This is a genomic window from Pseudomonas sp. ERMR1:02, from assembly GCF_002277815.1.
GTDB lineage: Bacteria > Pseudomonadota > Gammaproteobacteria > Pseudomonadales > Pseudomonadaceae > Aquipseudomonas.
On record NZ_NKJI01000001.1, the window covers coordinates 83,704 to 104,519 of the forward strand.

Genomic DNA, 20,816 nt, shown 5'->3' on the forward strand with positions numbered 1-20,816 from the left:
CGAGTGGTGAATCTAGGGCTTATAGAGTGCTGAACAGTGGAAAAACCCCCATCAGCAATGCGGCGACCAGTATGCACATGCACACCAGCACTGCCCATTTCAGGGTGAAGCGCTGATGGTCACCAAAATCGATGCCGGCCAGGGCCACCAACAGGTAGGTCGATGGTACCAGTGGGCTCAGCAAGTGGACGGGCTGACCGACAATCGAGGCACGTGCCATTTCAACGGCGGTTATACCGTAGTGGCTAGCGGCTTCGGCAAGTACCGGTAACACGCCGTAATAAAATGCATCATTCGACATGAAGAAGGTGAACGGCATGCTCACCAGCGCCGTGATCACCGCCAGGTATGGGCCGAGGAAATCCGGGATCACCGCCAGCAGGCTTTTCGACATCGCGTCAACCATACCGGTGCCGGTCAGGATACCGGTGAAGATACCGGCCGCAAAGATCAGCCCGACCACCGCCAGCACGCTACCGGCGTGGGCCGCGACGCGATCCTTCTGCTGTTGCAGGCTTGGATAGTTGACGATCATCGCGATACTGAAAGCCACCATGAACAGCACCGGCAGCGGTAGCAAGCCAGCGACCAGCGTGCCCATCAGGCCCAGGGTCAGGGCGCCGTTGAACCAGATCAGGCTCGGACGACGGGCATCCGGGAACTGCGATACGCTGATTTCGCTGTGATCGATTTCGTCACCGACCAGGTGCAATTCGCCCAGACGGGCACGTTCACGTTTGCCGTAGAAGTAGGCGATGGCCAGGATGGCCAGGACACCGAAAGCCATCGCCGGAATCATCGGTACGAAGATGTCCGACGGGTCGACGTGCAGCGCACTGGCCGCACGGGCGGTCGGGCCACCCCATGGGGTCATGTTCATCACGCCACCGGCGAGGATGATCAGACCAGCCATGATCCGCGGGCTCATGCCGATACGGCTGTAGAGCGGCAGCATGGCAGCCACGCAGATCATGTAAGTGGTCGCGCCGTCACCATCAAGGGAAACGACGAGCGCCAGTACGGCGGTACCGACCGAAACTTTCAGCGGGTCGCCCTTGACCATTTTGAGGATCTTGCGCACGGCCGGGTCAAACAGGCCGGAGTCGATCATCAGGGCGAAATAAAGAATCGCAAACATCAGCATCACACCAGTCGGCGCGAGCTTGGTGATGCCTTCGAGCATCATCGGGCCGATTTTCGGGGCGAAACCACCGAACAGGGCGAAGATGATCGGGATGATGATCAGAGCAATCAGCGCGGAAAGGCGCTTGGTCATGATCAGGAACATGAAGGTGATGACCATGGCGAAGCCAAGGAAAGTCAGCATGGGAATACTCCAGGCGTAGCGCGGCTAGGGAATGAGCGGACCGGGTGGGATCAGCGCAAGACGGGAAGCACGAGACGTACGGGCGGAGTTGCAGCGAAGCGGCGGGTAGCAGAGGACATCAGGATCACCATTGTTGTTGTTAAATGGACCTGGCGAGCAATCGAACACCCGCATTGGCCAACCGGTCTCTTGCCGGCAGTGAGGGCGATCCTAATCGGGGAAGCTTTCAGCCAGCTTTCGGCGATGAAAGCGTTGACCGAAAGTACGACCGGTCGTCGGACCGAGTCGAGGCCTTCGCGAGCAAGCCCGCTCCCACATTTGATCTCTGTCGTACACAAAATCTGTAAGCACTGGAGATTAAATGTGGGAGCGGGCTTGCTCGCGAAGACGTCAGTCGATAAACAGCAGGAGGGCATAGCATGGCCAACATCCACACAGGCGGCTACGAGCGACACATCTGGACCGACAGCCGCTTACCGTGGCTGCACCTGGATGAGCATTTGCCCGGCGAGCCCGAAGAAGTTCTATAGTTTTATAAGCGTCTGGTCAAAAAATAGTCAGATCCAGCGGGCGAATCGCGCCCATCCAAATCGCATGCTCGCTGTGGTCCAGCAAATCATCGCCGGTGTCCGGATGCAGGAACACCACCAGCCCCTTGCGGTTGAGCGCCAGCCACGGCAGAACGTCGCCGATCAGCTCCGGCCCGAACGCCAGTTGGCAACTCCAGTCCGGATGCGGGCCAACCGGGCGCTCGTGCACGCGGCCCATTTTCAGCGGGAACAATTGCGCTGCCTGCTCGCACAGGGTCCGCGCCTGATCGATGCTGCTGGCGTCGAAATACACGTGGGCGTGATAGCCCTTAATCGTTTGCATCTGTAGCCCTCTGAATAGGTTCGAACCCTCGGTGTTTCCTCCAGGTCACACATCATATACGTGGGAAACAAGGAGCCCGACCATGAAAAATGCCGAAACCTCGGTGGTGAAAGTGGCGCTTTATGGTGCCATGAGTAGCTTGGGCAGTGCGCTGATGGCTGAATTGCTGCGGCGCCAGCATGAAGTCATCGCGATCGTCGATGACCTGACGGCACTCGCGCCACGACCAGGTTTGCGCACCAAAAACGGCGATCTGTTCGAGGCCGAACGGGTGAAACAAAGCGTGGCGGGCTGCTCGGCAGTCATCTGTTTATTAGACGCACCAGGGTTGCCGTTCAGCAGTGAGTACGTGGAAAAAACCAACGTGCCCGGACCGGTCGAGCAGGTGTTGGCGGCAGATGCATTGATCGATGGGATGCAGGCTGCGGGCATTGCGAGGCTATTTCTGGTGGGGGATTTCGACGTGCTGGACGATCCGGATACATTCGATCCACTACAACGTCATGCCGCTGAGGAAATCCGCGAGGCCCTGCAAAGCAGCTCCTTGAAGTGGACTTTGGTGAATGCTCCCCGAGGTGTGCCAGGAATGACCATCGAGCACTTCAGTCAGATCAGCAGCACCCTGGAGCCCGGCCTTGCCAAACCTCTGGAGCGCCTGATCCGGACAGCAGTGGGGATCGCTGATGAATTGCATTTGAATCTGCACATTGGTGAGCACGTGAATTTCGTTGCAACTGACAGCTAAACCGCGATAGAGGGAAGTGTCAGGCCATTAAGTGATTGCGCACTACTGGCCTGCTCGGCCATCAACCAATCGACAAACCGCTGAATCAACGCCCCGCGTCGTTTGCGTTGCGGCAGTACTACGTAATATCCCAGCCTGGACATCACGGTTTCGGCAATCGGTCGACATAACAATCCTTGCGCCAGCAAGTTATCCACAAGGTGCCGCCAGCCAATGGCCACGCCCTGACCAGCAATCGCGGCCTGAATCAGCAGGGTGTAATTGTCAAACCGCAACTGCCCAGGGGCGGGAGGCGAGGTGATCCCCAACTCGCGAAACACGCCGCTCCAGTCAAACCAATTGCTGCTGTGCTCCCCGCGCAAGTGCAGCAGCGGCAGCTCCAGCAATGCCTGGATGGGTAAGGGCAGGGGACGTTCATTCAATAGCTGTGGGCTGCATACGGGGAATACTTCTTCACTGAACAGCCAATGGCATTCGCCCTGCTTGAAGCGGCCATCGCCGAACAGCACCGCCACATCAATATCAGTACGAAGCATGTTGTGGCTGCGCTCACTGGTCACCAGGCTGACATCCACTTGTGGATTGGCCGCGTGAAAACGGTGAAGGCGAGGCATCAACCAATACGCGGCAAAGGCAAAATCGGTGGCGACTTGCAGCACTTCATGTTGTTGTTGGGCGCTGATCGCACTTAATCCAGCGTCGATATTCTGCAAACCGAGCTGAACTTGCTCGAAAAGAATCATCCCGGCCTCGGTTAGTTCAATGCCGCGATAGATGCGATCAAACAATCGAGTCGCCAGTTGTTCCTCCAGTCGCTTGATCTGCTGGCTGATGGCCGGTTGCGTGGTACCTAACTCAACTGCCGCCGCCGTGAAGCTGCGTTGCCTCGCCGCAGCTTCAAAAGCACGGAGCAAATCCAGAGACAGATCACCGAGGGCGTCATACATAAGCTGTGCTTATCCTAGTCATTGCCGCGCATGGGCTTTACCGCAAAGTGCGAGGGTTACATCCTCGATCGCAGCACTTTCGCATAAACATCCACTATGGAATGCCGCGATCACATGAAGCGCAAGAACATTCTTTTCATCATGGCCGATCAAATGGCCGCGCCAATGTTGCCGTTCTACGGCCCTTCGCCTATCAAACTGCCTAATTTGAGCCGCCTCGCCGCCCAAGGCGTGGTGTTCGACTCCGCATACTGCAACAGCCCGTTGTGCGCGCCCTCGCGCTTTACCTTGGTCAGCGGCCAGTTGCCAAGCAAGATTGGCGCTTACGACAACGCGGCGGATTTTCCGGCCGATGTACCGACTTATGCGCACTATCTGCGTCGTCTGGGCTATCGCACCGCGCTGTCGGGCAAGATGCATTTCTGTGGTCCGGACCAGTTGCATGGCTATGAAGAACGCCTGACCAGCGACATCTATCCGGCCGACTACGGTTGGGCGGTGAATTGGGATGAACCGGATGTGCGGCCGAGCTGGTATCACAACATGTCATCGGTGCTGCAAGCGGGGCCCTGCGTGCGCACTAATCAGCTGGATTTCGACGAAGAAGTGGTTTTCAAGGCCCAGCAGTATCTTTTCGATCATATCCGTGAGGATGGCGATCAACCGTTCTGTTTGACGGTCTCGATGACTCACCCACACGATCCGTACACCATCCCCAAACACTTCTGGGACATGTACGACGATGCTGACATCCCATTACCTGTAACGCCGGATCAGCATGAGCTCGATCCGCATTCCCGGCGGTTGCTTAAAGTTTACGACCTGTGGGACAAACCGCTGCCTGTGGATAAGATCCGCGACGCACGCCGCGCCTATTTTGGTGCGTGCAGCTATATCGACAGCAACGTCGGCAAACTCCTACAAACACTTGAAGATACCGGGCTGATCGATGACACCATCATCGTGTTCTCCGGCGATCACGGCGACATGCTCGGCGAGCGTGGCCTCTGGTACAAAATGCACTGGTATGAAATGGCTGCACGCGTCCCCCTGTTGATAAGTGCGCCGGGTCAATTCGGTGCCGGACGGGTCAGCGCCTCGGTATCTACCGCAGACCTGCTGCCAACTTTTATCGAGCTGGCGGGCGGCTCGCTTGAGCCTGGCTTACCGCTGGACGGCCGCTCGCTGGTCCCGCATCTGCAAGGGCAAGGAGGTCACGACGAAGTGTTCGGCGAGTACATGGCCGAAGGCACTATCAGCCCGTTGATGATGATCCGCCGTGGGGCCTACAAATTCATCTACAGCGAAGACGATCCTTGCTTACTCTTCGACGTGCACAACGATCCGCGCGAGCTGGAAGAACTCAGTCAATCGCCGCAACATCGCCTGCTGTTCGACGATTTTCTCGCTGAAGCTCGGGCTAAATGGGACATCCCGGCAATACACCAACAGGTGCTCGCGAGCCAGCGCCGCCGGCGTTTCGTCGCCGACGCCCTGACCATCGGCAAGCTGAAGAGCTGGGATCACCAGCCGCTGGTGGACGCCAGTCAGCAGTACATGCGCAACCACATCGACCTCGACGATCTGGAGCGTAAAGCACGTTATCCACAACCCTGCCAAAACCAATAACGTTAAGGGGAAGTCCATGCAAAGGCTATCCACAGCACTGACGGTCGGGCTCCTGGCTCTGGGCAGTGCATCGGCGTATGCCGATCAAAGCTGCGAGACAGTGAAGATGGCCGACCCTGGCTGGAGCGACATCGCCGCGACCAACGCCATCACCGGGTTTCTGCTGGACGGCATGGGCTACAAGGCCAAGGTCGACACTCTCGCGGTGCCGATTACCTTTGGCGGACTAAAGGACGGCCAGGTCGATGTGTTCTTGGGTAACTGGATGCCGGCGCAACAGAGCTTCTATGACAAGTTCGTGGCCACCGGCGATGTCACGCAATTGGCGAAAAACCTCGACGGCACCGAATTCACCCTCGCTGTCCCGGACTACGTGTGGGATGCGGGTGTACATAACTTCGCCGACCTGAACAAATACGCGGACAAGTTCGACAAAAAGATCTACGGCATCGGTTCCGGCGCACCGGCAAACATTTCTCTGCAAGAAATCATCAAGAAAAACGATTTCGACATGGGCCAATGGAAACTGGTCGAGTCCAGTGAACAGGCGATGCTGGCCGAAGTGTCCCGCGCAGTGAAGAAGCAGAAATTCGTCACCTTCCTCGGCTGGACCCCACACCCGATGAACGTGCAGCTGAAAATGCATTACCTCAAGGGCGGCGAAAAGTACTTCGGCGATACGGGCAGCGTTCACACCCTGACTCGCAAGGGTTATGCACAGGCTTGTCCGAACGTTGGCAAGCTGTTGACCAACCTGAATTTCACTCAGGAGATGGAGAACAGCATCATGGCCGAGGTGGTGAATAAGAAGGTCAGCAATGCCGATGCGGCCAAGGCGTGGATCAAAGCCAACCCGGCGGTGCTGGATAAATGGCTCGATGGCGTGAAAACCGTGGATGGCAAGGATGCGTTGCCGGTGGTCAAAGCCAAGCTCTGAACCAAATGTGGGAGCGGGCTTGCTCGCGAATGCGGTGGGTCAGGCAACTTCAATGTTGACTGACCCACCGCATTCGCGAGCAAGCCCGCTCCCACAAGTAGTGTCCTGATATTCTGTGGAAAACCCCCAACCGAGAGGCTTCATGGCCCTTCCCAGCCGCCATTCACTCTTCCCGTTCCTCAACTGGCTGCCCCGGCAAACCCGCGCCAGCGTCGGCCGTGATTTGATCGTCGGCCTCAACGGCGCAATTCTCGCGTTGCCGCAATCCATTGCCTACGCCCTGATCGCCGGTCTCCCACCGGAATATGGCTTGTACGCGGCGATTATCCCTGTACTGATCGCTTGTCTCTGGGGTTCTTCGTGGCATTTGATCTGCGGTCCCACGGCGGCGATCTCCATTGTCTTGTACGCCAGCGTCAGTCCTCTGGCCGTTCCGGCGACACAGGACTACGTCACCCTGATCCTGCTGCTGACGTTTCTGGCCGGAGTTTTCCAATGGCTACTAGGGCTGCTGCGTTTTGGCGCGCTGGTGAATTTTGTCTCTCATTCGGTGGTGCTGGGCTTCACCCTCGGAGCGGCGGTGGTGATTGCCGTCGGCCAATTGCCCAATCTGCTGGGTCTGGATTTGCCCAGCCAGGCCACCGCTCTGGACAGCTTCATCACACTGCTCAAGCACCTCGACGAACTCGATAAACCGTCGCTGACACTGGGGTTGGCGACCGTGGTGGTGGGCATAATCCTCAAACTGTGGTTGCCGCGTTGGCCAACACTATTGATCACCCTGGTACTGGGCGCGTTGTTGGTCTGGCTCTGGCCATCGATGCTCGGCCATGTGGAGCTAGTCAGCGCATTCACCGGAAAGTTGCCACCCTTCAGTCCGTTGCCGTTGGACCTCGACCTGATCCTGCGCCTGCTGCCGAGTGCCGTGGCGGTGGGCATGCTCGGGTTGGTCACCAGTCTGTCGATTGCCCGATCTCTGTCGGCACGCTCGCAACAGTTGCTCGACGCCAATCAGGAAGTCCGCGCCCAGGGTTTATCCAACATTGTCGGTGCGTTTTTTTCCGGATCGCTGTCGGCCGGTTCCTTCACCCGTTCGGGCCTGAGTTACGAGGCGGGAGCCTGCTCACCCTTGGCGGGCATTTTTTCAGCGTTGTGGGTGGCGCTGTTCGCGATCTTCGGCGCGCAGTTGATTGCACACATTCCGATCCCAGCCATGGCCGGCAGCATATTGCTGATCGCCTGGGGCCTGGTGGACCATCGCGGCATTCGCGCATTGCTGCGGGTCAGCCGCGCCGAGTTCCTGGTCATGGTCCTGACCTGTGTCGCCACGCTACTGCTGGAACTACAGACGGCGATCTATGCCGGGGTGTTGGCGTCGCTGTTCTTTTACCTAAAGCGCACTTCGCAACCTCGGGTACAACATGTGCGTGACGGCGATGAAGATATTCTGCGGGTGGGCGGTTCAATCTTTTTCGGCGCCAGCCATTACCTGCAAGTACGCCTGCAAAGGATGCACGGCGCACGCGTGGTGATCGAGGCGCAGCAGATCAACTTCATCGACTATTCAGGGGTGGAAATGCTGCATCAGGAAGCGCGGCGCCTGCTACGTCAGGATCGCAGCCTGACCCTTCGCCGGGCACGGCCACAGGTGGTGGAAGAGCTGAGGAAGCTCGAAGGGGCGGAGAAATGCCCGATTCGTTTCGAAGATTAAACAAGATCACCTGTAGGAGCGAGGCTTGCCCGCGAAGCTTTTGGCGTACTTGAGGACGCCTTCGCGGGCAAGCCTCGCTCCTACAGGGGTTATGCATACAGGCGGGTTATGCGGCGAGTTGTCGGCGAAGTTCGGCCAGCACCGGCGCCGTGTCCGGGCGCACACCCCGCCACAGGAAGAACGCCTCCGCCGCCTGTTCGGCGAGCATCCCTAAACCGTCCATTGCCACCGCCGCGCCGTGTTCGCTGGCCCAACGGCAGAACGAGGTCGGCTCCTTGCCGTACATCATGTCGTAGCACACCGTTTTGCCCGGCTCGATCAGGCTGGCGGCAATCGGCGGCACTTCACCAGAAAGGCTCGCAGACGTCGCGTTGATGATCAGGTCCACCGATTCCTGCAACCAGTCGTATCCGCTGGCCGATACCGGTCCCAGATCGCAGAACAGTTCAGCCAGTAGTTCAGCCTTGTCCACCGTGCGGTTGGCGATGATCACCGACGCCGGCTGCTCGGCCAGTAAAGGCTCCAGCGCACCGCGCACCGCACCGCCGGCACCGAGCAGTAAAATGCGCATGCCCTTGAGGCTGAACCCGGCGTTCACCGTCAGGTCCCGCACCAGACCTGCGCCGTCGGTGTTGTCACCCAACAGGCTGCCATCGTCCAGCTTGCTCAAGGTGTTCACTGCACCGGCTCGCTGCGCACGCGCTGTCAGGCTGTCCGCCAGGCGGAACGCTTCCTCCTTGAACGGCACCGTCACATTCGCGCCGCGTCCCTCAAGGAAAAAAGCCCGGGCAAAGTCGGAAAAATTATCGAGCGGCGCCAGCGAAGTGCTGTAGTCCAGTGGCTGAGCGGTCTGCTCAGCGAATAGACGATGAATCAGTGGCGACTTGCTGTGGCCAATCGGATTACCGAAAACGACATAGCGGTCCATCAACATTCCTCGTTCAGGCTTCGGCCAACCAATCGCGGTCTTGCAGGAAGTACTCGGTCAGGCGCGCCTCTTCGCTGCCGGGCTCGGCTTTCCAGTCATAACCCCAGCGTACTTGCGGTGGCAGGGACATGAGGATCGACTCGGTACGCCCACCCGATTGCAGGCCGAACAAGGTGCCGCGGTCGTAAACCAGGTTGAACTCGACGTAACGCCCGCGGCGGAATTCCTGGAATTCCCGCTGTTGGGCTGTAAACGCATCGTCCTTGCGGCGCTGCACGATCGGCAGATAAGCATCGATGTACGCATCACCTATGGCGCGCATGAAAGCGAAACTAGTGTCGAAGTCCCACTCGTTCAGGTCATCGAAAAACAGGCCGCCGATGCCCCGCGGTTCGTGACGATGCTTGATGTGGAAATAGCTGTCGCACCAGGCTTTGTAACGCGGGTAAACGTCCGGGCCGAACGGCGCGCAGGCCTGCTCGGCCACGCGGTGCCAGTGCACGCAATCTTCTTCATTACCGTAATAAGGCGTCAGGTCGAAACCGCCGCCGAACCACCAGACCGGCTCTTCGCCTTCTTTTTCGGCGATGAAAAAACGCACATTGGCGTGGGACGTCGGTACGTGCGGGTTGTGCGGGTGGATGACCAGCGATACGCCCAGGGCTTCGAAGCCACGCCCGGCCAGTTCCGGCCGATGGGCGCTGGCGGACGGCGGCAGACCACTGCCGAAGACGTGGGAAAAGTTGACGCCGCCCTTTTCGATGACCGTACCGTTTTCGATCACCCGCGTACGTCCGCCGCCGCCTGCAGGCCGGGTCCAGGCGTCTTCGACGAAGCGCGCGCCGACCTCGAAGGCTTCCAGGGCAGCACAAATACGGTCTTGCAGGTCGAGCAGATAGGCTTTTACGGCCTCGGTGCGGGTAGACATGGCATCACCTTGGATCGGGCAAAACTACGCGGCGCTCCATCGGAGCGGGGTCTGCGCAAATGGGCGCGTAGCATACCACCGCCGATGCGCTGATCGCAGTTGACGAAGATCAAGCTTATGAGTCCGATAGGACGCTTGGTAAAACAGTCTCAGGAGAGAGAAGATGGCAAAGCGTATTCAGTTCCGCGCCCATGGCGGCCCCGAAGTGCTCGAGTATGTGGATTACCAACCCGCCGAGCCCGGCCCGCAGCAGGTCCGTGTGAGCAACAAGGCCATCGGCCTGAACTTCATCGACACCTATTACCGTAGTGGTCTCTATCCAGCACCGTCCCTGCCTTCGGGTGTAGGGTCCGAAGGCGCGGGCGTGGTCGAGGCGATCGGCAGCGAAGTCACCCGGTTCAAGGTCGGTGACCGCGTGGCTTACGGCAGCGGCCCGTTGGGCGCCTACAGTGACGTTCACGTCTTGCCAGAGGCCAATCTGGTCAAGCTTCCGGACGCCATCAGCTTCGAACAGGCTGCCGGGGTCATGCTCAAAGGCCTGACCGTGCAGTACCTGCTGCGTCAGACCTATGAACTCAAGGGTGGCGAAACGATCCTGTTCCACGCCGCTGCCGGCGGTGTGGGCTCACTTGCCTGCCAGTGGGCCAAGGCACTGGGCGTAAAGTTGATCGGTACAGTCAGCTCAGCGGAAAAAGCGGCACTGGCCAAGGCCAATGGCGCCTGGGCGACAATCGACTACAGCCATGAAAACGTCGCACAACGCGTACTGGAATTGACTGACGGCAAAAAAGTCTCGGTGGTGTACGACGGTGTCGGCAAGGACACCTGGCTGACTTCACTCGACAGTGTGGCGCCACGGGGGCTGGTAGTGAGCTTTGGTAATGCGTCTGGCGCGGTGGATGGTGTGAATCTGGGATTTTGGCGGGGAAAGGTTCGCTGTACGTGACTCGGCCGACCCTGGGGACCTACGCCAACAACGCGGAAAACTTGCAGCGTATGGCCGATGAGCTGTTCGAGATGATCATCAGCGGCAAGCTGAAGGTGGATATCAGCCAGCGTTATCCACTGGCGGATGCGGCGAAGGCGCAGACCGAGTTGTCGGCGCGGCGTACGACCGGTTCGGTAGTGCTGTTACCTTGAGGGCCTCTTCGCGGGCAAGCCTCGCTCCTACGCTACCGCGCCCGACACATAATCGGGGAACGGCCGAAATTCTGTAGGAGCGAGGCTTGCCCGCGAAGAACGATGACGCGGTCTCAACCGGGGCGCACAACTTGCCCGGTTGCCAGATCGCGAATCACACTCGGGTTCTTGCGCCCGCCGAGATTCCCGCCCAGCACCAGATCAATCTGTCCACGGAAATACTGCTCGACACGAATTCGCGTACGCGCCGCCGGCCGGCCCTGCGGGTTGGCGGACGTCGACACCAATGGCCCAACGAGGGCGCACAAATCCCGCACCTGCGGGTGATCGCTGACCCGCAGGGCCACCGTTTCATGCACACCGGTAATCCACTGCGGCAACAAATTTTGATGCGGAACCAGCCAGGTGTTCGGCCCCGGCCAAGTGCTGGCCATGCGGTCCATCCACAGCTCGGGGAAGTCTTCGAACAGGAAGTCGAACTGACGAATGTTATCTGCGACCAGAATCAGGCCCTTATCCACCGCCCGGCCCTTGATCAGCAGCAAACGCTCCACTGCCTCTTCGTCCCACGGGTCGCAACCCAGACCCCAGACGGCTTCGGTTGGGTAGGCAATCACCGCCCCTGCGCGAACGGCTCGTGCGGCTTGTTGCACACGCCAACTGTTGACCATGAAAAACGCTCCAGATTAAGGCTCTGTGCAGTTTACCGATCTTCCTTGTAAAACCTAGCTCACCCGCGCAAACCAACGCCCGTTTTCGCAGACCGCGCGGCCCTCCATTTCCAGTTCAGTCAACGCCACCAGCACTTTGGGCAGGGCCCAGCCACTGGCGTCGGCCAGCGCTTCACTGGTGTGGGGCGCGGCGTGGAGCAACTTCAGCAAGGGGTGGATCGCTTTCGCCGGCGCCGCTATGGATAACGGCAGTTGTTGCCAGCCACGCAAGGCTTCAAGGATATGCTCGACGGTTTCCACCAGCACCGCGCCGTCGCGGATCAACTGGTGACAACCCCTGGCGCCGGGGTGATGTATGGAGCCCGGAATCGCATACACCTCGCGGCCCTGCTCCGCCGCCAGCCTCGCGGTGATCAATGAACCGCTGGCAACACTGGCCTCGACCACCAGTACGCCCAAAGACAAACCGCTGATGATTCGATTACGCCGTGGAAAGTTGCTGGCGGTGGGCCGGCGTCCAGCGGGAACTCGGAAAGTACCGCGCTGCCCGAAGCGATCATCGCGTCGGCCAGGCGCCGGTTGCGCTGTGGATAAAATTTTTCAAGGCCCGTGCCCAGCACCCCCACCGTCTGCCCGCCAACGTCCAGCGCCGCTTGATGCGCGACGGCATCGATGCCCAGGGCCAATCCACTGGTAATGACAAAACCGCCGCTGGCCAAGCTGCGGGAAAACGCGGCGGCGGTGTCCATGCCCGGTCTGGAAGCACGACGACTGCCAACCATCGCCAGCTGCGGTTTTTCCAGAATGCCAGGGTTGCCCGCCACAAATAACAGCGGCGGGGCATCGCTGATTTCCGCCAGCAGCGCCGGGTAGTCAGGCTGGTCCCACATCAATAAATGCTGGGCCGGACGCTCCAGCCAGGCCAGTGCATGGCTCGCGCCATCGCGAACTTCAGTGCAACGTCGAGCTTGCGCACAGGCCAAAGGCAAGCCCAGCGCACGCCAGGCACTGGCCGGCGCACTGATGGCTTTGGACGCTGAACCGAAGGCTTCCAGCAATTTCTTGAACCGCGCCGGGCCGAGCTCCGGCAAACGGTGAAGACGTAAACGAGCTTCCAGTTCCGCAGGGGAAACCGGTGTAACTGCAGGCTGTGACATGGATCATCCTTGATCGTTATAAGCACCCGTCCAAGCGGGAATAAGCTGTGGATAACTCTGTTGGTAACTTGTGAAGCAGGCTTACGGATTTCGCACCTTGTCCATCACCGCCAGCGAGCGCGATGCGTTAAGCACCAGTCCGTAACTAAGCTTGTCGTAGGTGCGGAAAACCATCAGAAGACCGGCGCGCTCATCGGGGATTTTCAAAGGTTGGCCGGTGATACGGTCACGTACGGTTTCGCCGGTCTTCATCACCACCAACACATTGCCTTCCGCCAAGCCATCGCGCTGGCCCTTGTTCAGCGTGACTACGTCCAGTGCGCCGATCTGGGTCACCCCGCGCGGCACATCGATGATCAGGCCATTGATATCGGTGCTGGGTGCGCTGGGCATGAACGTCGAATTGATCGAGCGTTCCTCACCGCTGAACAAGCGGTCGCCGAGGCGCACTTCCTGGGTCGTGCGCTGCAACGCCAGTGTGGCGACGTCGCCTTGGGTGGCAACGATCTCGCCACCACCGATGTCATCGCCGTTGATCCCCAGGAACTCCTGAGTCTGCGGGTCGGTGTAGACCTTGCCCTGACGGAAGATGCCGTACACCGGTTGCGCCGGGTCGAAGTGGCCGCGGGCGAAGATACGGTCACCTGTGCCGCTGAGCACGCGCTCGGCATCACCGGCGACGATGTACGGCGCCTTGTCGAAATCCTCGACCTTGTCGACGATGCGGTTGCTCAGCAAAAAGCTGTTGATCGATTTCAGTGGAATGCTCGGAATCGCATCAGCCACCGGGCTGCTGCGTACCCGCGGCGAGAGTTTGATGGTGCCCCGGGAGGCGCCGCGATTGAGTGTCAGACGTGGCTGACCATTGACGTAGACCAGCGAAAGCGAATCGCCGGGGTAAATGAGATTGGGGTTTTCGATTTGTGGATTGGCTTGCCACAGTTGCGGCCACTGCCAGGGTTCACGAAGGAATTTTCCGGAGATGTCCCAAAGTGTATCCCCCGATACCACCGTGTATTGCTGTGGAAAACCTTCCCTGAGTTGCACTTGCCCGTGCGCCCAACCGGCAGAGACCAGAAGGAGCAAGGCGAGTAGTGATTTCCTCATGCGGTGAATCCCTTTATTATGTACGTTCGCGTGAAACGCCAGAGCCATCAATGGCTCGCTCCCGGCTTGCTTATGAAAAGAAGGGAGCTACGTTTTACAACGGTAGCCTGCATCTTCGGACTCGCCAGGCCACCGACCCGACCTTACTTCACACGTGCAGTCATCAAGCTTATGGCCATTTTGAACATCCTCGAATTCCCTGACCCGCGCCTGCGCACTATCGCCAAACCGGTGGCCGTAGTGGACGACGAAGTGCGTCAGTTGGTCGATGACATGTTTGAAACAATGTATGAAGCACCGGGCATCGGCCTCGCCGCGACCCAGGTCAACGTGCACAAACGTATCGTCGTGATGGACCTTTCCGAAGACCGCACCGAGCCGCGAGTGTTCATCAACCCCGAGCTCGAGCTCCTGACCGACGATATGGGCCAGTATCAGGAAGGTTGCCTTTCGGTGCCGGGCTTCTACGAAAACGTCGATCGCCCGCTAAGGGTCAAGGTCAAGGCGCTGGACCGCGACGGCCAGCCTTACGAACTGCTCGCCGAAGAGTTGCTCGCGGTTTGCATCCAGCATGAATGCGACCACCTCAACGGCAAATTGTTCGTCGATTACCTGTCCACGCTTAAACGCGACCGCATCAAGAAGAAACTGGAAAAGCTTCATCGCCAGAACGCCTGATGCCCATCTTCAAAGGCTTGCCGCGGCAAGCCTTTTTCTTTTCAAGAAGCTTTGCAATAGAGAGCCACCCATGACCGAGCCACTGCGCATTGTCTTTGCCGGCACCCCGGAATTCGCCGCCGAACACCTTAAGGCCCTGCTCGATAGCCCTTACGAGATCGTCGCGGTTTACACCCAACCGGACCGCCCGGCAGGTCGCGGGCAAAAACTGATGCCGAGCCCGGTCAAGCAGTTGGCGCAGGAGCACAACATCCCGGTGCTGCAACCGCCGACGCTGCGCAATGAAGATGCTCAGGCCGAACTGGCCGCGCTGAAACCGGACTTGATGGTGGTGGTCGCCTACGGCCTGATCCTGCCGCAAGTTGTACTGGATATTCCGCGCCTGGGTTGCATCAACAGCCACGCTTCCCTGCTGCCTCGCTGGCGCGGCGCGGCGCCCATCCAGCGTGCCGTCGAAGCAGGTGACGGTGAAAGTGGCGTGACCGTGATGCGTATGGAAGCAGGCCTCGACACCGGGCCAATGCTGCTCAAAGTCACTACGCCGATCAGCGCCGAAGACACCGGCGGCAGCCTCCACGACCGTCTGGCGCAAATGGGTCCGCCAGCGGTGGTGCAAGCGATTGCCGGCCTCGCCGCCGGAACGCTGGAGGGTGAAGTGCAGGACGACAGCCTCGCCACCTACGCGCACAAATTGAACAAGGACGAAGCACGCATCGACTGGACTCGCCCTGCGGTTGAACTTGAGCGTTTGGTACGTGCCTTCAACCCGTGGCCGATTACCCACAGCACGCTGAACGGCGAAGCCCTTAAAGTCCTGGCCGCGAATATGGCTGAAGGGAACGGCGCACCGGGGGAAATCCTCGGCGCCAGCAAGGACGGTCTGATCGTCGCTTGCGGTGAGCAGGCGCTGTGTCTGACCCGTCTGCAATTGCCCGGCGGCAAGGCGCTGAACTTCAGCGACTTGTTCAACAGCCGTCGTGAGAAATTCGCCACCGGTACCGTTCTGGCTCAAACGGCGGACGTTCAATGAATCCACGTCTGGCTGCCGCCAAGGCACTGGCTGCTGTTCTTAACGGAAAAGCCTCACTCAACAGTTCATTGCCGACACAACTGGACAAGGTCGAGGACCGCGACCGCGGTTTCACCCAGGACCTGGCGTTCGGCACCGCGCGCTGGCAGCCCCGCTTGTCGGCGCTGGCGGCCAAGCTGCTGCAAAAACCGTTCAAGGCTGCCGACGCCGATGTCGAAGCGTTGCTGCTGGTCGGCCTCTACCAATTGCTCTACACCCGCGTCCCGCCTCACGCCGCCATCGGCGAAACCGTAGGTTGCGCCGACAAGCTGAAAAAGCCTTGGGCCAAAGCCCTGCTCAACGCCGTGTTGCGCCGCGCCCAACGGGAAAGCGAAGCGCTGCTGGCCGAACTGGAACATGACCCGGTAGTACGTACCGCGCACCCACGCTGGCTGCAAAAATCCCTGAAAGCCTTCTGGCCCGAGCAATGGGAAGCCATTTGCACAGCCAACAACGCACACCCGCCGATGATTCTGCGGGTCAACCGCCGCCATCACACCCGTGACGCGTACCTCGGCTTGCTAAGCGAAGCCGGCATCGCCGCCAAGCCGTGCGTTTATAGCCGCGATGGCATCATTCTCGATGCAGCCGCCGACGTGCGCAGCCTGCCGGGTTTCGCCGAAGGCTGGATCAGCGTGCAGGATGAGGCTGCACAATTGGCAGCCGATCTGCTCGACCTGGCGCCAGGCCAGCGCGTGCTGGACGCCTGCTGCGCACCAGGTGGCAAAACTTGCCATATCCTCGAAGCCGAATCGGCACTGGCCGGCGTGGTGGCGGTGGACCTGGAAGCCAAGCGTCTGGTAAGGGTGCGGGAAAATCTCGAACGCCTGGGCCTGAGCGCCGAATTGATCGCCGCCGACGGTCGCGACACTCAAGCCTGGTGGGACGGCAAGCCATTCCAGCGCATCCTGCTGGACGCGCCGTGCTCGGCCACTGGCGTGATTCGTCGTCACCCGGACATCAAACTCACCCGCCAACCCGATGACATTGCTGCGCTGGCAGCGCTGCAAGGCGAGCTGCTTGACGCCATGTGGAAAGCCCTGGAGGTCGGCGGCATCCTGCTCTACGCCACGTGCTCCACATTGCCGACCGAGAACACTGAAGTCATCGAAGCGTTCCTCGCCCGCACGCCAGGCGCCCGTGAGCTGGACCTCGCTACCACGGCCGGCATCAAGCAGCCCCATGGTCGCCAATTGCTGGCCCAGGAAGGCGGCCATGACGGGTTCTATTACGCCAAGCTGATCAAGATCGCCGCCGCGCGCGGTTAAACGGATTCAATGGAGTGACCGGATGAAAATCATCATCCTTGGTGCAGGGCAGGTGGGTGGTTCGCTGGCGGAACACTTGGCCAGTGAGGCCAACGACATCACGGTGGTCGACACCGACGGCGAACGTCTGCGCGACCTCGGTGACCGCCTGGACATCCGTACGGTACAGGGTCGCGGCTCGCTGCCGTCCATTCTGCGCCAGGCCGGCGCGGACGACGCTGACATGCTGGTTGCCGTGACCAACAGCGACGAAACCAACATGGTGGCCTGTCAGGTCGCCCACACGCTGTTCCACACACCGACAAAAATCGCTCGCGTCCGGGAAGCCGCGTACCTGACCCGCGCCGAACTGTTCGATAACGACGCCATCCCGGTGGACGTGCTGATCAGCCCGGAGCAGGTGGTCACCAACTACATCAAGCGCCTGATCCAGCATCCGGGCGCCTTGCAGGTGATCGACTTCGCCGAAGGCAAGGCGCAACTCGTTGCAGTGCGGGCTTACTACGGCGGGCCGCTGATCGGCCAGCAACTGCGGCAGTTGCGCGAGCATATGCCAAACGTCGAAACCCGCGTCGCGGCGATTTTCCGTCGGGACCGGCCGATTCTGCCTCAGGGCGATACGGTGATCGAGGCCGACGACGAGGTGTTTTTCATCGCAGCCAAGGCGAATATTCGTGCGGTCATGAGTGAAATGCGCCGTCTCGACGAGACTTACAAGCGCATTGTCATCGCCGGTGGCGGCCAGATCGGTGAACGTCTGGCCGAGGCCATCGAAAGCCGTTACCAGGTCAAGATCATCGAGATGAACCCGGCACGCTGCCGTCATCTCTCGGATCACCTCGATAGCACTGTCGTGCTGCAAGGCAGTGCCTCGGACCGCGATCTGCTGTTGGAAGAGAACATCGCCGACGCGGATATCTTCCTGGCCCTGACCAACGACGACGAGGCCAACATCATGTCGTCGCTGCTGGCCAAGCGCCTGGGTGCGAAGAAGGTGATGACCATCATCAACAACCCGGCCTACGTCGACCTGATCCAAGGCGGCGACATCGACATCGCGATCAGCCCGCAACTGGCAACCATCGGTACCTTGCTGGCCCACGTTCGGCGCGGCGATATCGTCAGCGTGCACTCACTGCGCCGGGGCGCGGCGGAAGCCATCGAGGCCATTGCTCACGGCGATGCGAAATCGAGCAAGGTAATTGGCAAAGCCATCGAGAACATCGGCCTGCCGCCGGGCACCACCATCGGCGCGATCATTCGTGACGAAGAAGTGATCATCGCCCACGACGACACGGTGATCCAGACCGGGGACCATGTGATTCTGTTCCTCGTGGATAAAAAGCATATTCGCGATGTGGAAAAGCTGTTCCATGTGGGGTTGAGCTTTTTCTGATCCGAGGGCCCCTTCGCGGGCAAGCCTCGCTCCTACAGGATTAGCGCCATTTCTGGATTGGCGCAGGCCCCTGTAGGAGCGAGGCTTGCCCGCGAAGGCGATTTCGAACCTCCTACATAATGAAAGGCGTCCCAATGATCGAATCCCTGGAAAAAATGCTCGCCAAGGGTGTGGATAACTCATTGCTGCGCTTCGGCCTCGGCAAGGGCTATCTGGATCTTGGGGAAAACGCCAAGGCTGCGGAGCATTTTCAGCGCTGCGTCGAAATTGATCCGAAGTATTCGGCTGCCTGGAAACTACTGGGCAAGGCCCATCTGGCGCTGGCGGACTTTGCAGCAGCGCGCCAGGCTTGGGAGAGTGGACTGCAAGCCGCCCGAAACCACGGCGACAAGCAGGCCGAGAAGGAAATGACGGTGTTTCTGAAGAAGCTCGAACGCCAGGCGCACTGATCAGAGATAACGCAAGCCGCTGCCTTCGGCGTCCACCTGCACCACTTCCATACGTACCCGCGGCGCACCTGTGGGTAAGTCCTGCACCTGCCCGTAAACCACCGCGCCTCTGGGCAATGTCGACAATGCCGGATGCTTGACGTAGACACCCGTGGTCGACAGATTGCGTGTCTGGCCCAGGCATTCGCCAAAGCTTTCATGACTGATCTTGATGCGAAACGATTTGCGATGTTCGGACATTCTGCGCCCTTGCATTAACGGTTGTGGATAACCCGGAACCCCAGGTTATCCACAGATCATGCCAACCGACTTAGTACCAGCGTTCCTCACCCGGAGGACGCTTTTTGAAGCGCTTCATGCTCCACATGTATTGGCTCGGATACGCCCGCACATAGCGCTCGACCACTTTGCTCATGGCCGCACAGGAAGTGGCGGTATCGGTGCTGTACATGGCCTCGGGCGCGGCTTCCAGAATCACCTTGTAGCCCGAACCATCCGGGAGCCGCAGGGCGTGAAGGAACACGCCGACCGCTTTGCCGCCGGCGAGCATGTTCGGCACAAACTTGCTGGTCAGGGCCTGAGTGGCGAAGAACGGCACGAAAATCCCGGCGGATTCGGCCGGTTCCGGGTCAGCGGGAATGCCCACTGCACCACCTTTGCGCACTTCCTTGATGACGCTGAGGATACCTTCCTTGGTTGACGCCGCAACCTTGTTACCCAGTTGCACTCGCTGCTTTTGCAGCAATTCATCCACAGCCTTCAATTTCGGAGGACGGTAGAAAATGATCGGTTTGCACTGGCTGCAATAGAAGTGGTTGAGCACTTCCCAGTTGCCCAGATGGCTGGTGATGCCAACGACGCCTTTGCCAGAGGCGAGGGCGTCCTTCAATACGTCGAGTCCTTCGACTTCGCGCACCAGGTCGATGGAACGCTGGGCCGGCCAGATCCAGGCGCAGGCGCTTTCGGTCAAGGACTTACCGATGTCTTTCAGGCTTTGGCCAACCAGACGCTCGCGTTCGGCGGGGTCCATATCCGGAAAGCATTTGGAGAGGTTGATGCGCACTACGTCGCGGGAACGGTTGGGGGTTTTCCACATCACCCAGCCAATCGCCGAGCCGACTGCCTGTACTGCCCGCCACGGGAGCAGCGCAAACAACCGCAGAGCGCCTACCAGCAAGGCGCCTTTAAACTTATCCACAGGTCACTCCTGATCTTGTGCTGTGCGCGAGGCGGCTATTCTAACCGCCGTTCGCCAGCATCGCGTAGCGATCGCAATCGCGCGTGTGGTCCATGACCATGCCCGAAGCTTGCATCAGCGCATAGCAAATGGTCGGGCCAACGAAGGTGAAGCCGGCTTTTTTCAGGCCTTTGCTCATCTCCACCGCTTCGGGCGTGATGGCCGGCACTTCGGTGCGATCCTTGAAATGATTGATCTTGGGTATGCCATCGACAAACGACCAGAGAAACGCCACCGGATCCTCCAGCGCCAGCCAGGCCTGGGCATTGCGTCGGGCTGCATTTAACTTGAGACGATTGCGAATGATGCCCGGATCGAGCATCAATTCATCGATTTCCGCGTCGCTCATCTGTGCCACGCGTTGAACGTCGAAACCGAACATCACCTGGCGATAATGCTCGCGTTTGCGCAACACCGTGATCCAGGAAAGGCCGGCCTGGAACCCTTCGAGCAAAAGCAACTCGAACAAACCCTGCGCATCGCGTAGCGGCGTGCCCCACTCCTGATCGTGATAAGCCATGTACAGCGGATCTTCGGAACACCAAAAGCAGCGTGGCATAAGGCTCCAGGGGGCGTGCGCAGTAACGAATCGGGTATACTCCCGCTCTTTAAATCGCAG

The 20,816-nt window shown here is 59.6% G+C and carries 19 protein-coding genes and 3 pseudogenes; 11 read left to right on the plus strand and 11 right to left on the minus strand.

What is annotated here, in order from left to right; translation table 11 throughout:
* Positions 1–19 precede the first annotated feature (19 nt).
* Positions 20–1,327 (minus strand): CitMHS family transporter, encoded by a 1,308-nt coding sequence (locus tag CES87_RS00420; protein ID WP_128604494.1) that lies wholly within the window; start codon positions 1,325–1,327, stop codon positions 20–22.
* A 446-nt stretch (positions 1,328–1,773) separates the two neighbouring features.
* Between CES87_RS00420 and CES87_RS00425 the strand changes: the two are divergent.
* Positions 1,774–1,857 (plus strand): annotated as a pseudogene (locus CES87_RS00425) (GFA family protein); the annotation flags it as partial.
* Positions 1,858–1,873: 16 nt separating this feature from the next.
* Here the strand turns inward: CES87_RS00425 and CES87_RS00430 are convergent.
* Positions 1,874–2,200, minus strand: a complete 327-nt coding sequence (locus tag CES87_RS00430; RefSeq protein WP_128604495.1) for a DOPA 4,5-dioxygenase family protein — start codon at positions 2,198–2,200, stop codon at positions 1,874–1,876.
* Positions 2,201–2,282: 82 nt separating this feature from the next.
* On the opposite strand from CES87_RS00430, the gene CES87_RS00435 reads away from it, so the two are divergent.
* Complete coding sequence (locus CES87_RS00435; RefSeq protein ID WP_128604496.1) at positions 2,283–2,945, plus strand: NAD(P)-dependent oxidoreductase; 663 nt, start codon at positions 2,283–2,285, stop codon at positions 2,943–2,945.
* On the opposite strand, the gene CES87_RS00440 is transcribed toward CES87_RS00435, so the two are convergent.
* Positions 2,942–3,892, minus strand: coding sequence for a LysR family transcriptional regulator (locus tag CES87_RS00440; RefSeq protein WP_128604497.1), 951 nt, complete (start codon positions 3,890–3,892; stop codon positions 2,942–2,944). The two genes, CES87_RS00435 and CES87_RS00440, sit on opposite strands and share 4 nt — an antisense overlap.
* 114 nt (positions 3,893–4,006) lie before the next feature.
* Between CES87_RS00440 and betC the strand changes: the two genes are divergently transcribed.
* The 3 genes from betC to CES87_RS00455 all read left to right on the plus strand — a co-directional run bounded on the left by betC (position 4,007) and on the right by CES87_RS00455 (position 8,169).
* Entirely contained in the window at positions 4,007–5,521 is a 1,515-nt protein-coding gene (gene betC, locus CES87_RS00445) for a choline-sulfatase (RefSeq protein ID WP_128604498.1), read from the plus strand.
* A 16-nt stretch (positions 5,522–5,537) separates the two neighbouring features.
* A complete protein-coding gene (gene choX / locus CES87_RS00450; RefSeq protein ID WP_128604499.1) occupies positions 5,538–6,458 on the plus strand; it encodes a choline ABC transporter substrate-binding protein in 921 nt (306 codons plus the stop codon).
* 142 nt (positions 6,459–6,600) lie between these two features.
* The gene (locus tag CES87_RS00455) at positions 6,601–8,169 is read left to right on the plus strand and encodes a SulP family inorganic anion transporter (RefSeq protein WP_128604500.1); all 1,569 of its coding nucleotides are present in this window, start codon (positions 6,601–6,603) and stop codon (positions 8,167–8,169) included.
* Between the two features lie 106 nt (positions 8,170–8,275).
* Here the strand turns inward: CES87_RS00455 and aroE are convergent, their stop codons facing one another.
* Positions 8,276–9,097, minus strand: a complete 822-nt coding sequence (aroE, locus tag CES87_RS00460) for a shikimate dehydrogenase (RefSeq protein ID WP_128604501.1) — start codon at positions 9,095–9,097, stop codon at positions 8,276–8,278.
* Between the two features lie 13 nt (positions 9,098–9,110).
* On the minus strand, positions 9,111–10,025 hold the full coding sequence (hemF, locus tag CES87_RS00465) for an oxygen-dependent coproporphyrinogen oxidase (protein ID WP_128604502.1): 915 nt from the start codon (positions 10,023–10,025) through the stop codon (positions 9,111–9,113).
* Positions 10,026–10,188: 163 nt separating this feature from the next.
* Here hemF and CES87_RS00470 point away from each other — a divergent pair.
* Positions 10,189–11,165: pseudogene (locus tag CES87_RS00470) on the plus strand (NADPH:quinone reductase).
* Positions 11,166–11,278: 113 nt separating this feature from the next.
* Here CES87_RS00470 and CES87_RS00475 read toward each other — a convergent pair.
* From CES87_RS00475 to CES87_RS00485, 3 genes and pseudogenes are all read right to left on the minus strand, one after another.
* Positions 11,279–11,836, minus strand: a complete 558-nt coding sequence (locus tag CES87_RS00475; protein WP_128604503.1) for an L-threonylcarbamoyladenylate synthase — start codon at positions 11,834–11,836, stop codon at positions 11,279–11,281.
* 54 nt (positions 11,837–11,890) lie between these two features.
* Positions 11,891–12,993: pseudogene (gene dprA, locus CES87_RS00480) on the minus strand (DNA-processing protein DprA).
* 81 nt (positions 12,994–13,074) lie between these two features.
* On the minus strand, positions 13,075–14,100 hold the full coding sequence (locus CES87_RS00485; RefSeq protein ID WP_128604504.1) for a LysM peptidoglycan-binding domain-containing protein: 1,026 nt from the start codon (positions 14,098–14,100) through the stop codon (positions 13,075–13,077).
* A 171-nt stretch (positions 14,101–14,271) separates the two neighbouring features.
* Here CES87_RS00485 and def point away from each other — a divergent pair, with 171 nt between their 5' ends.
* From def to CES87_RS00510, 5 genes are all read left to right on the plus strand, one after another.
* Entirely contained in the window at positions 14,272–14,778 is a 507-nt protein-coding gene (def, locus tag CES87_RS00490) for a peptide deformylase (RefSeq protein ID WP_128604505.1), read from the plus strand.
* 70 nt (positions 14,779–14,848) lie between these two features.
* Positions 14,849–15,808, plus strand: coding sequence for a methionyl-tRNA formyltransferase (gene fmt, locus CES87_RS00495; protein WP_128604506.1), 960 nt, complete (start codon positions 14,849–14,851; stop codon positions 15,806–15,808).
* Positions 15,805–17,115, plus strand: a complete 1,311-nt coding sequence (gene rsmB, locus CES87_RS00500; protein WP_128604507.1) for a 16S rRNA (cytosine(967)-C(5))-methyltransferase RsmB — start codon at positions 15,805–15,807, stop codon at positions 17,113–17,115. The genes fmt and rsmB overlap by 4 nt, the downstream gene beginning before the upstream one ends.
* Positions 17,116–17,137: 22 nt before the next feature.
* Complete coding sequence (trkA, locus tag CES87_RS00505; protein ID WP_128604508.1) at positions 17,138–18,511, plus strand: Trk system potassium transporter TrkA; 1,374 nt, start codon at positions 17,138–17,140, stop codon at positions 18,509–18,511.
* A 134-nt stretch (positions 18,512–18,645) separates the two neighbouring features.
* Positions 18,646–18,960 (plus strand): tetratricopeptide repeat protein, encoded by a 315-nt coding sequence (locus CES87_RS00510; RefSeq protein WP_128604509.1) that lies wholly within the window; start codon positions 18,646–18,648, stop codon positions 18,958–18,960.
* Here the strand turns inward: CES87_RS00510 and CES87_RS00515 are convergent, their stop codons facing one another.
* The 3 genes from CES87_RS00515 to tag form a co-directional block, all read right to left on the minus strand.
* Complete coding sequence (locus CES87_RS00515) at positions 18,961–19,200, minus strand: PilZ domain-containing protein (protein WP_128604510.1); 240 nt, start codon at positions 19,198–19,200, stop codon at positions 18,961–18,963.
* Between the two features lie 70 nt (positions 19,201–19,270).
* Complete coding sequence (locus CES87_RS00520; protein ID WP_128604511.1) at positions 19,271–20,158, minus strand: lysophospholipid acyltransferase; 888 nt, start codon at positions 20,156–20,158, stop codon at positions 19,271–19,273.
* Positions 20,159–20,198: 40 nt separating this feature from the next.
* Positions 20,199–20,756: a DNA-3-methyladenine glycosylase I gene (gene tag / locus CES87_RS00525; protein ID WP_128604512.1), complete on the minus strand. Its 558-nt coding sequence runs from the start codon at positions 20,754–20,756 to the stop codon at positions 20,199–20,201.
* Positions 20,757–20,816: the final 60 nt, after the last annotated feature.

Coding starts and splice junctions, on each gene's coding strand:
- CES87_RS00420 (WP_128604494.1), bottom strand. CDS start 1,327: ATGCTGACTTTCCTTGGCTTCGCCATGGTCATCACCTTCATGTTCCTG.
- CES87_RS00430 (WP_128604495.1), bottom strand. CDS start 2,200: ATGCAAACGATTAAGGGCTATCACGCCCACGTGTATTTCGACGCCAGC.
- CES87_RS00435 (WP_128604496.1), top strand. CDS start 2,283: ATGAAAAATGCCGAAACCTCGGTGGTGAAAGTGGCGCTTTATGGTGCC.
- CES87_RS00440 (WP_128604497.1), bottom strand. CDS start 3,892: ATGTATGACGCCCTCGGTGATCTGTCTCTGGATTTGCTCCGTGCTTTT.
- betC (WP_128604498.1), top strand. CDS start 4,007: ATGAAGCGCAAGAACATTCTTTTCATCATGGCCGATCAAATGGCCGCG.
- choX (WP_128604499.1), top strand. CDS start 5,538: ATGCAAAGGCTATCCACAGCACTGACGGTCGGGCTCCTGGCTCTGGGC.
- CES87_RS00455 (WP_128604500.1), top strand. CDS start 6,601: ATGGCCCTTCCCAGCCGCCATTCACTCTTCCCGTTCCTCAACTGGCTG.
- aroE (WP_128604501.1), bottom strand. CDS start 9,097: ATGGACCGCTATGTCGTTTTCGGTAATCCGATTGGCCACAGCAAGTCG.
- hemF (WP_128604502.1), bottom strand. CDS start 10,025: ATGTCTACCCGCACCGAGGCCGTAAAAGCCTATCTGCTCGACCTGCAA.
- CES87_RS00475 (WP_128604503.1), bottom strand. CDS start 11,836: ATGGTCAACAGTTGGCGTGTGCAACAAGCCGCACGAGCCGTTCGCGCA.
- CES87_RS00485 (WP_128604504.1), bottom strand. CDS start 14,100: ATGAGGAAATCACTACTCGCCTTGCTCCTTCTGGTCTCTGCCGGTTGG.
- def (WP_128604505.1), top strand. CDS start 14,272: ATGGCCATTTTGAACATCCTCGAATTCCCTGACCCGCGCCTGCGCACT.
- fmt (WP_128604506.1), top strand. CDS start 14,849: ATGACCGAGCCACTGCGCATTGTCTTTGCCGGCACCCCGGAATTCGCC.
- rsmB (WP_128604507.1), top strand. CDS start 15,805: ATGAATCCACGTCTGGCTGCCGCCAAGGCACTGGCTGCTGTTCTTAAC.
- trkA (WP_128604508.1), top strand. CDS start 17,138: ATGAAAATCATCATCCTTGGTGCAGGGCAGGTGGGTGGTTCGCTGGCG.
- CES87_RS00510 (WP_128604509.1), top strand. CDS start 18,646: ATGATCGAATCCCTGGAAAAAATGCTCGCCAAGGGTGTGGATAACTCA.
- CES87_RS00515 (WP_128604510.1), bottom strand. CDS start 19,200: ATGTCCGAACATCGCAAATCGTTTCGCATCAAGATCAGTCATGAAAGC.
- tag (WP_128604512.1), bottom strand. CDS start 20,756: ATGCCACGCTGCTTTTGGTGTTCCGAAGATCCGCTGTACATGGCTTAT.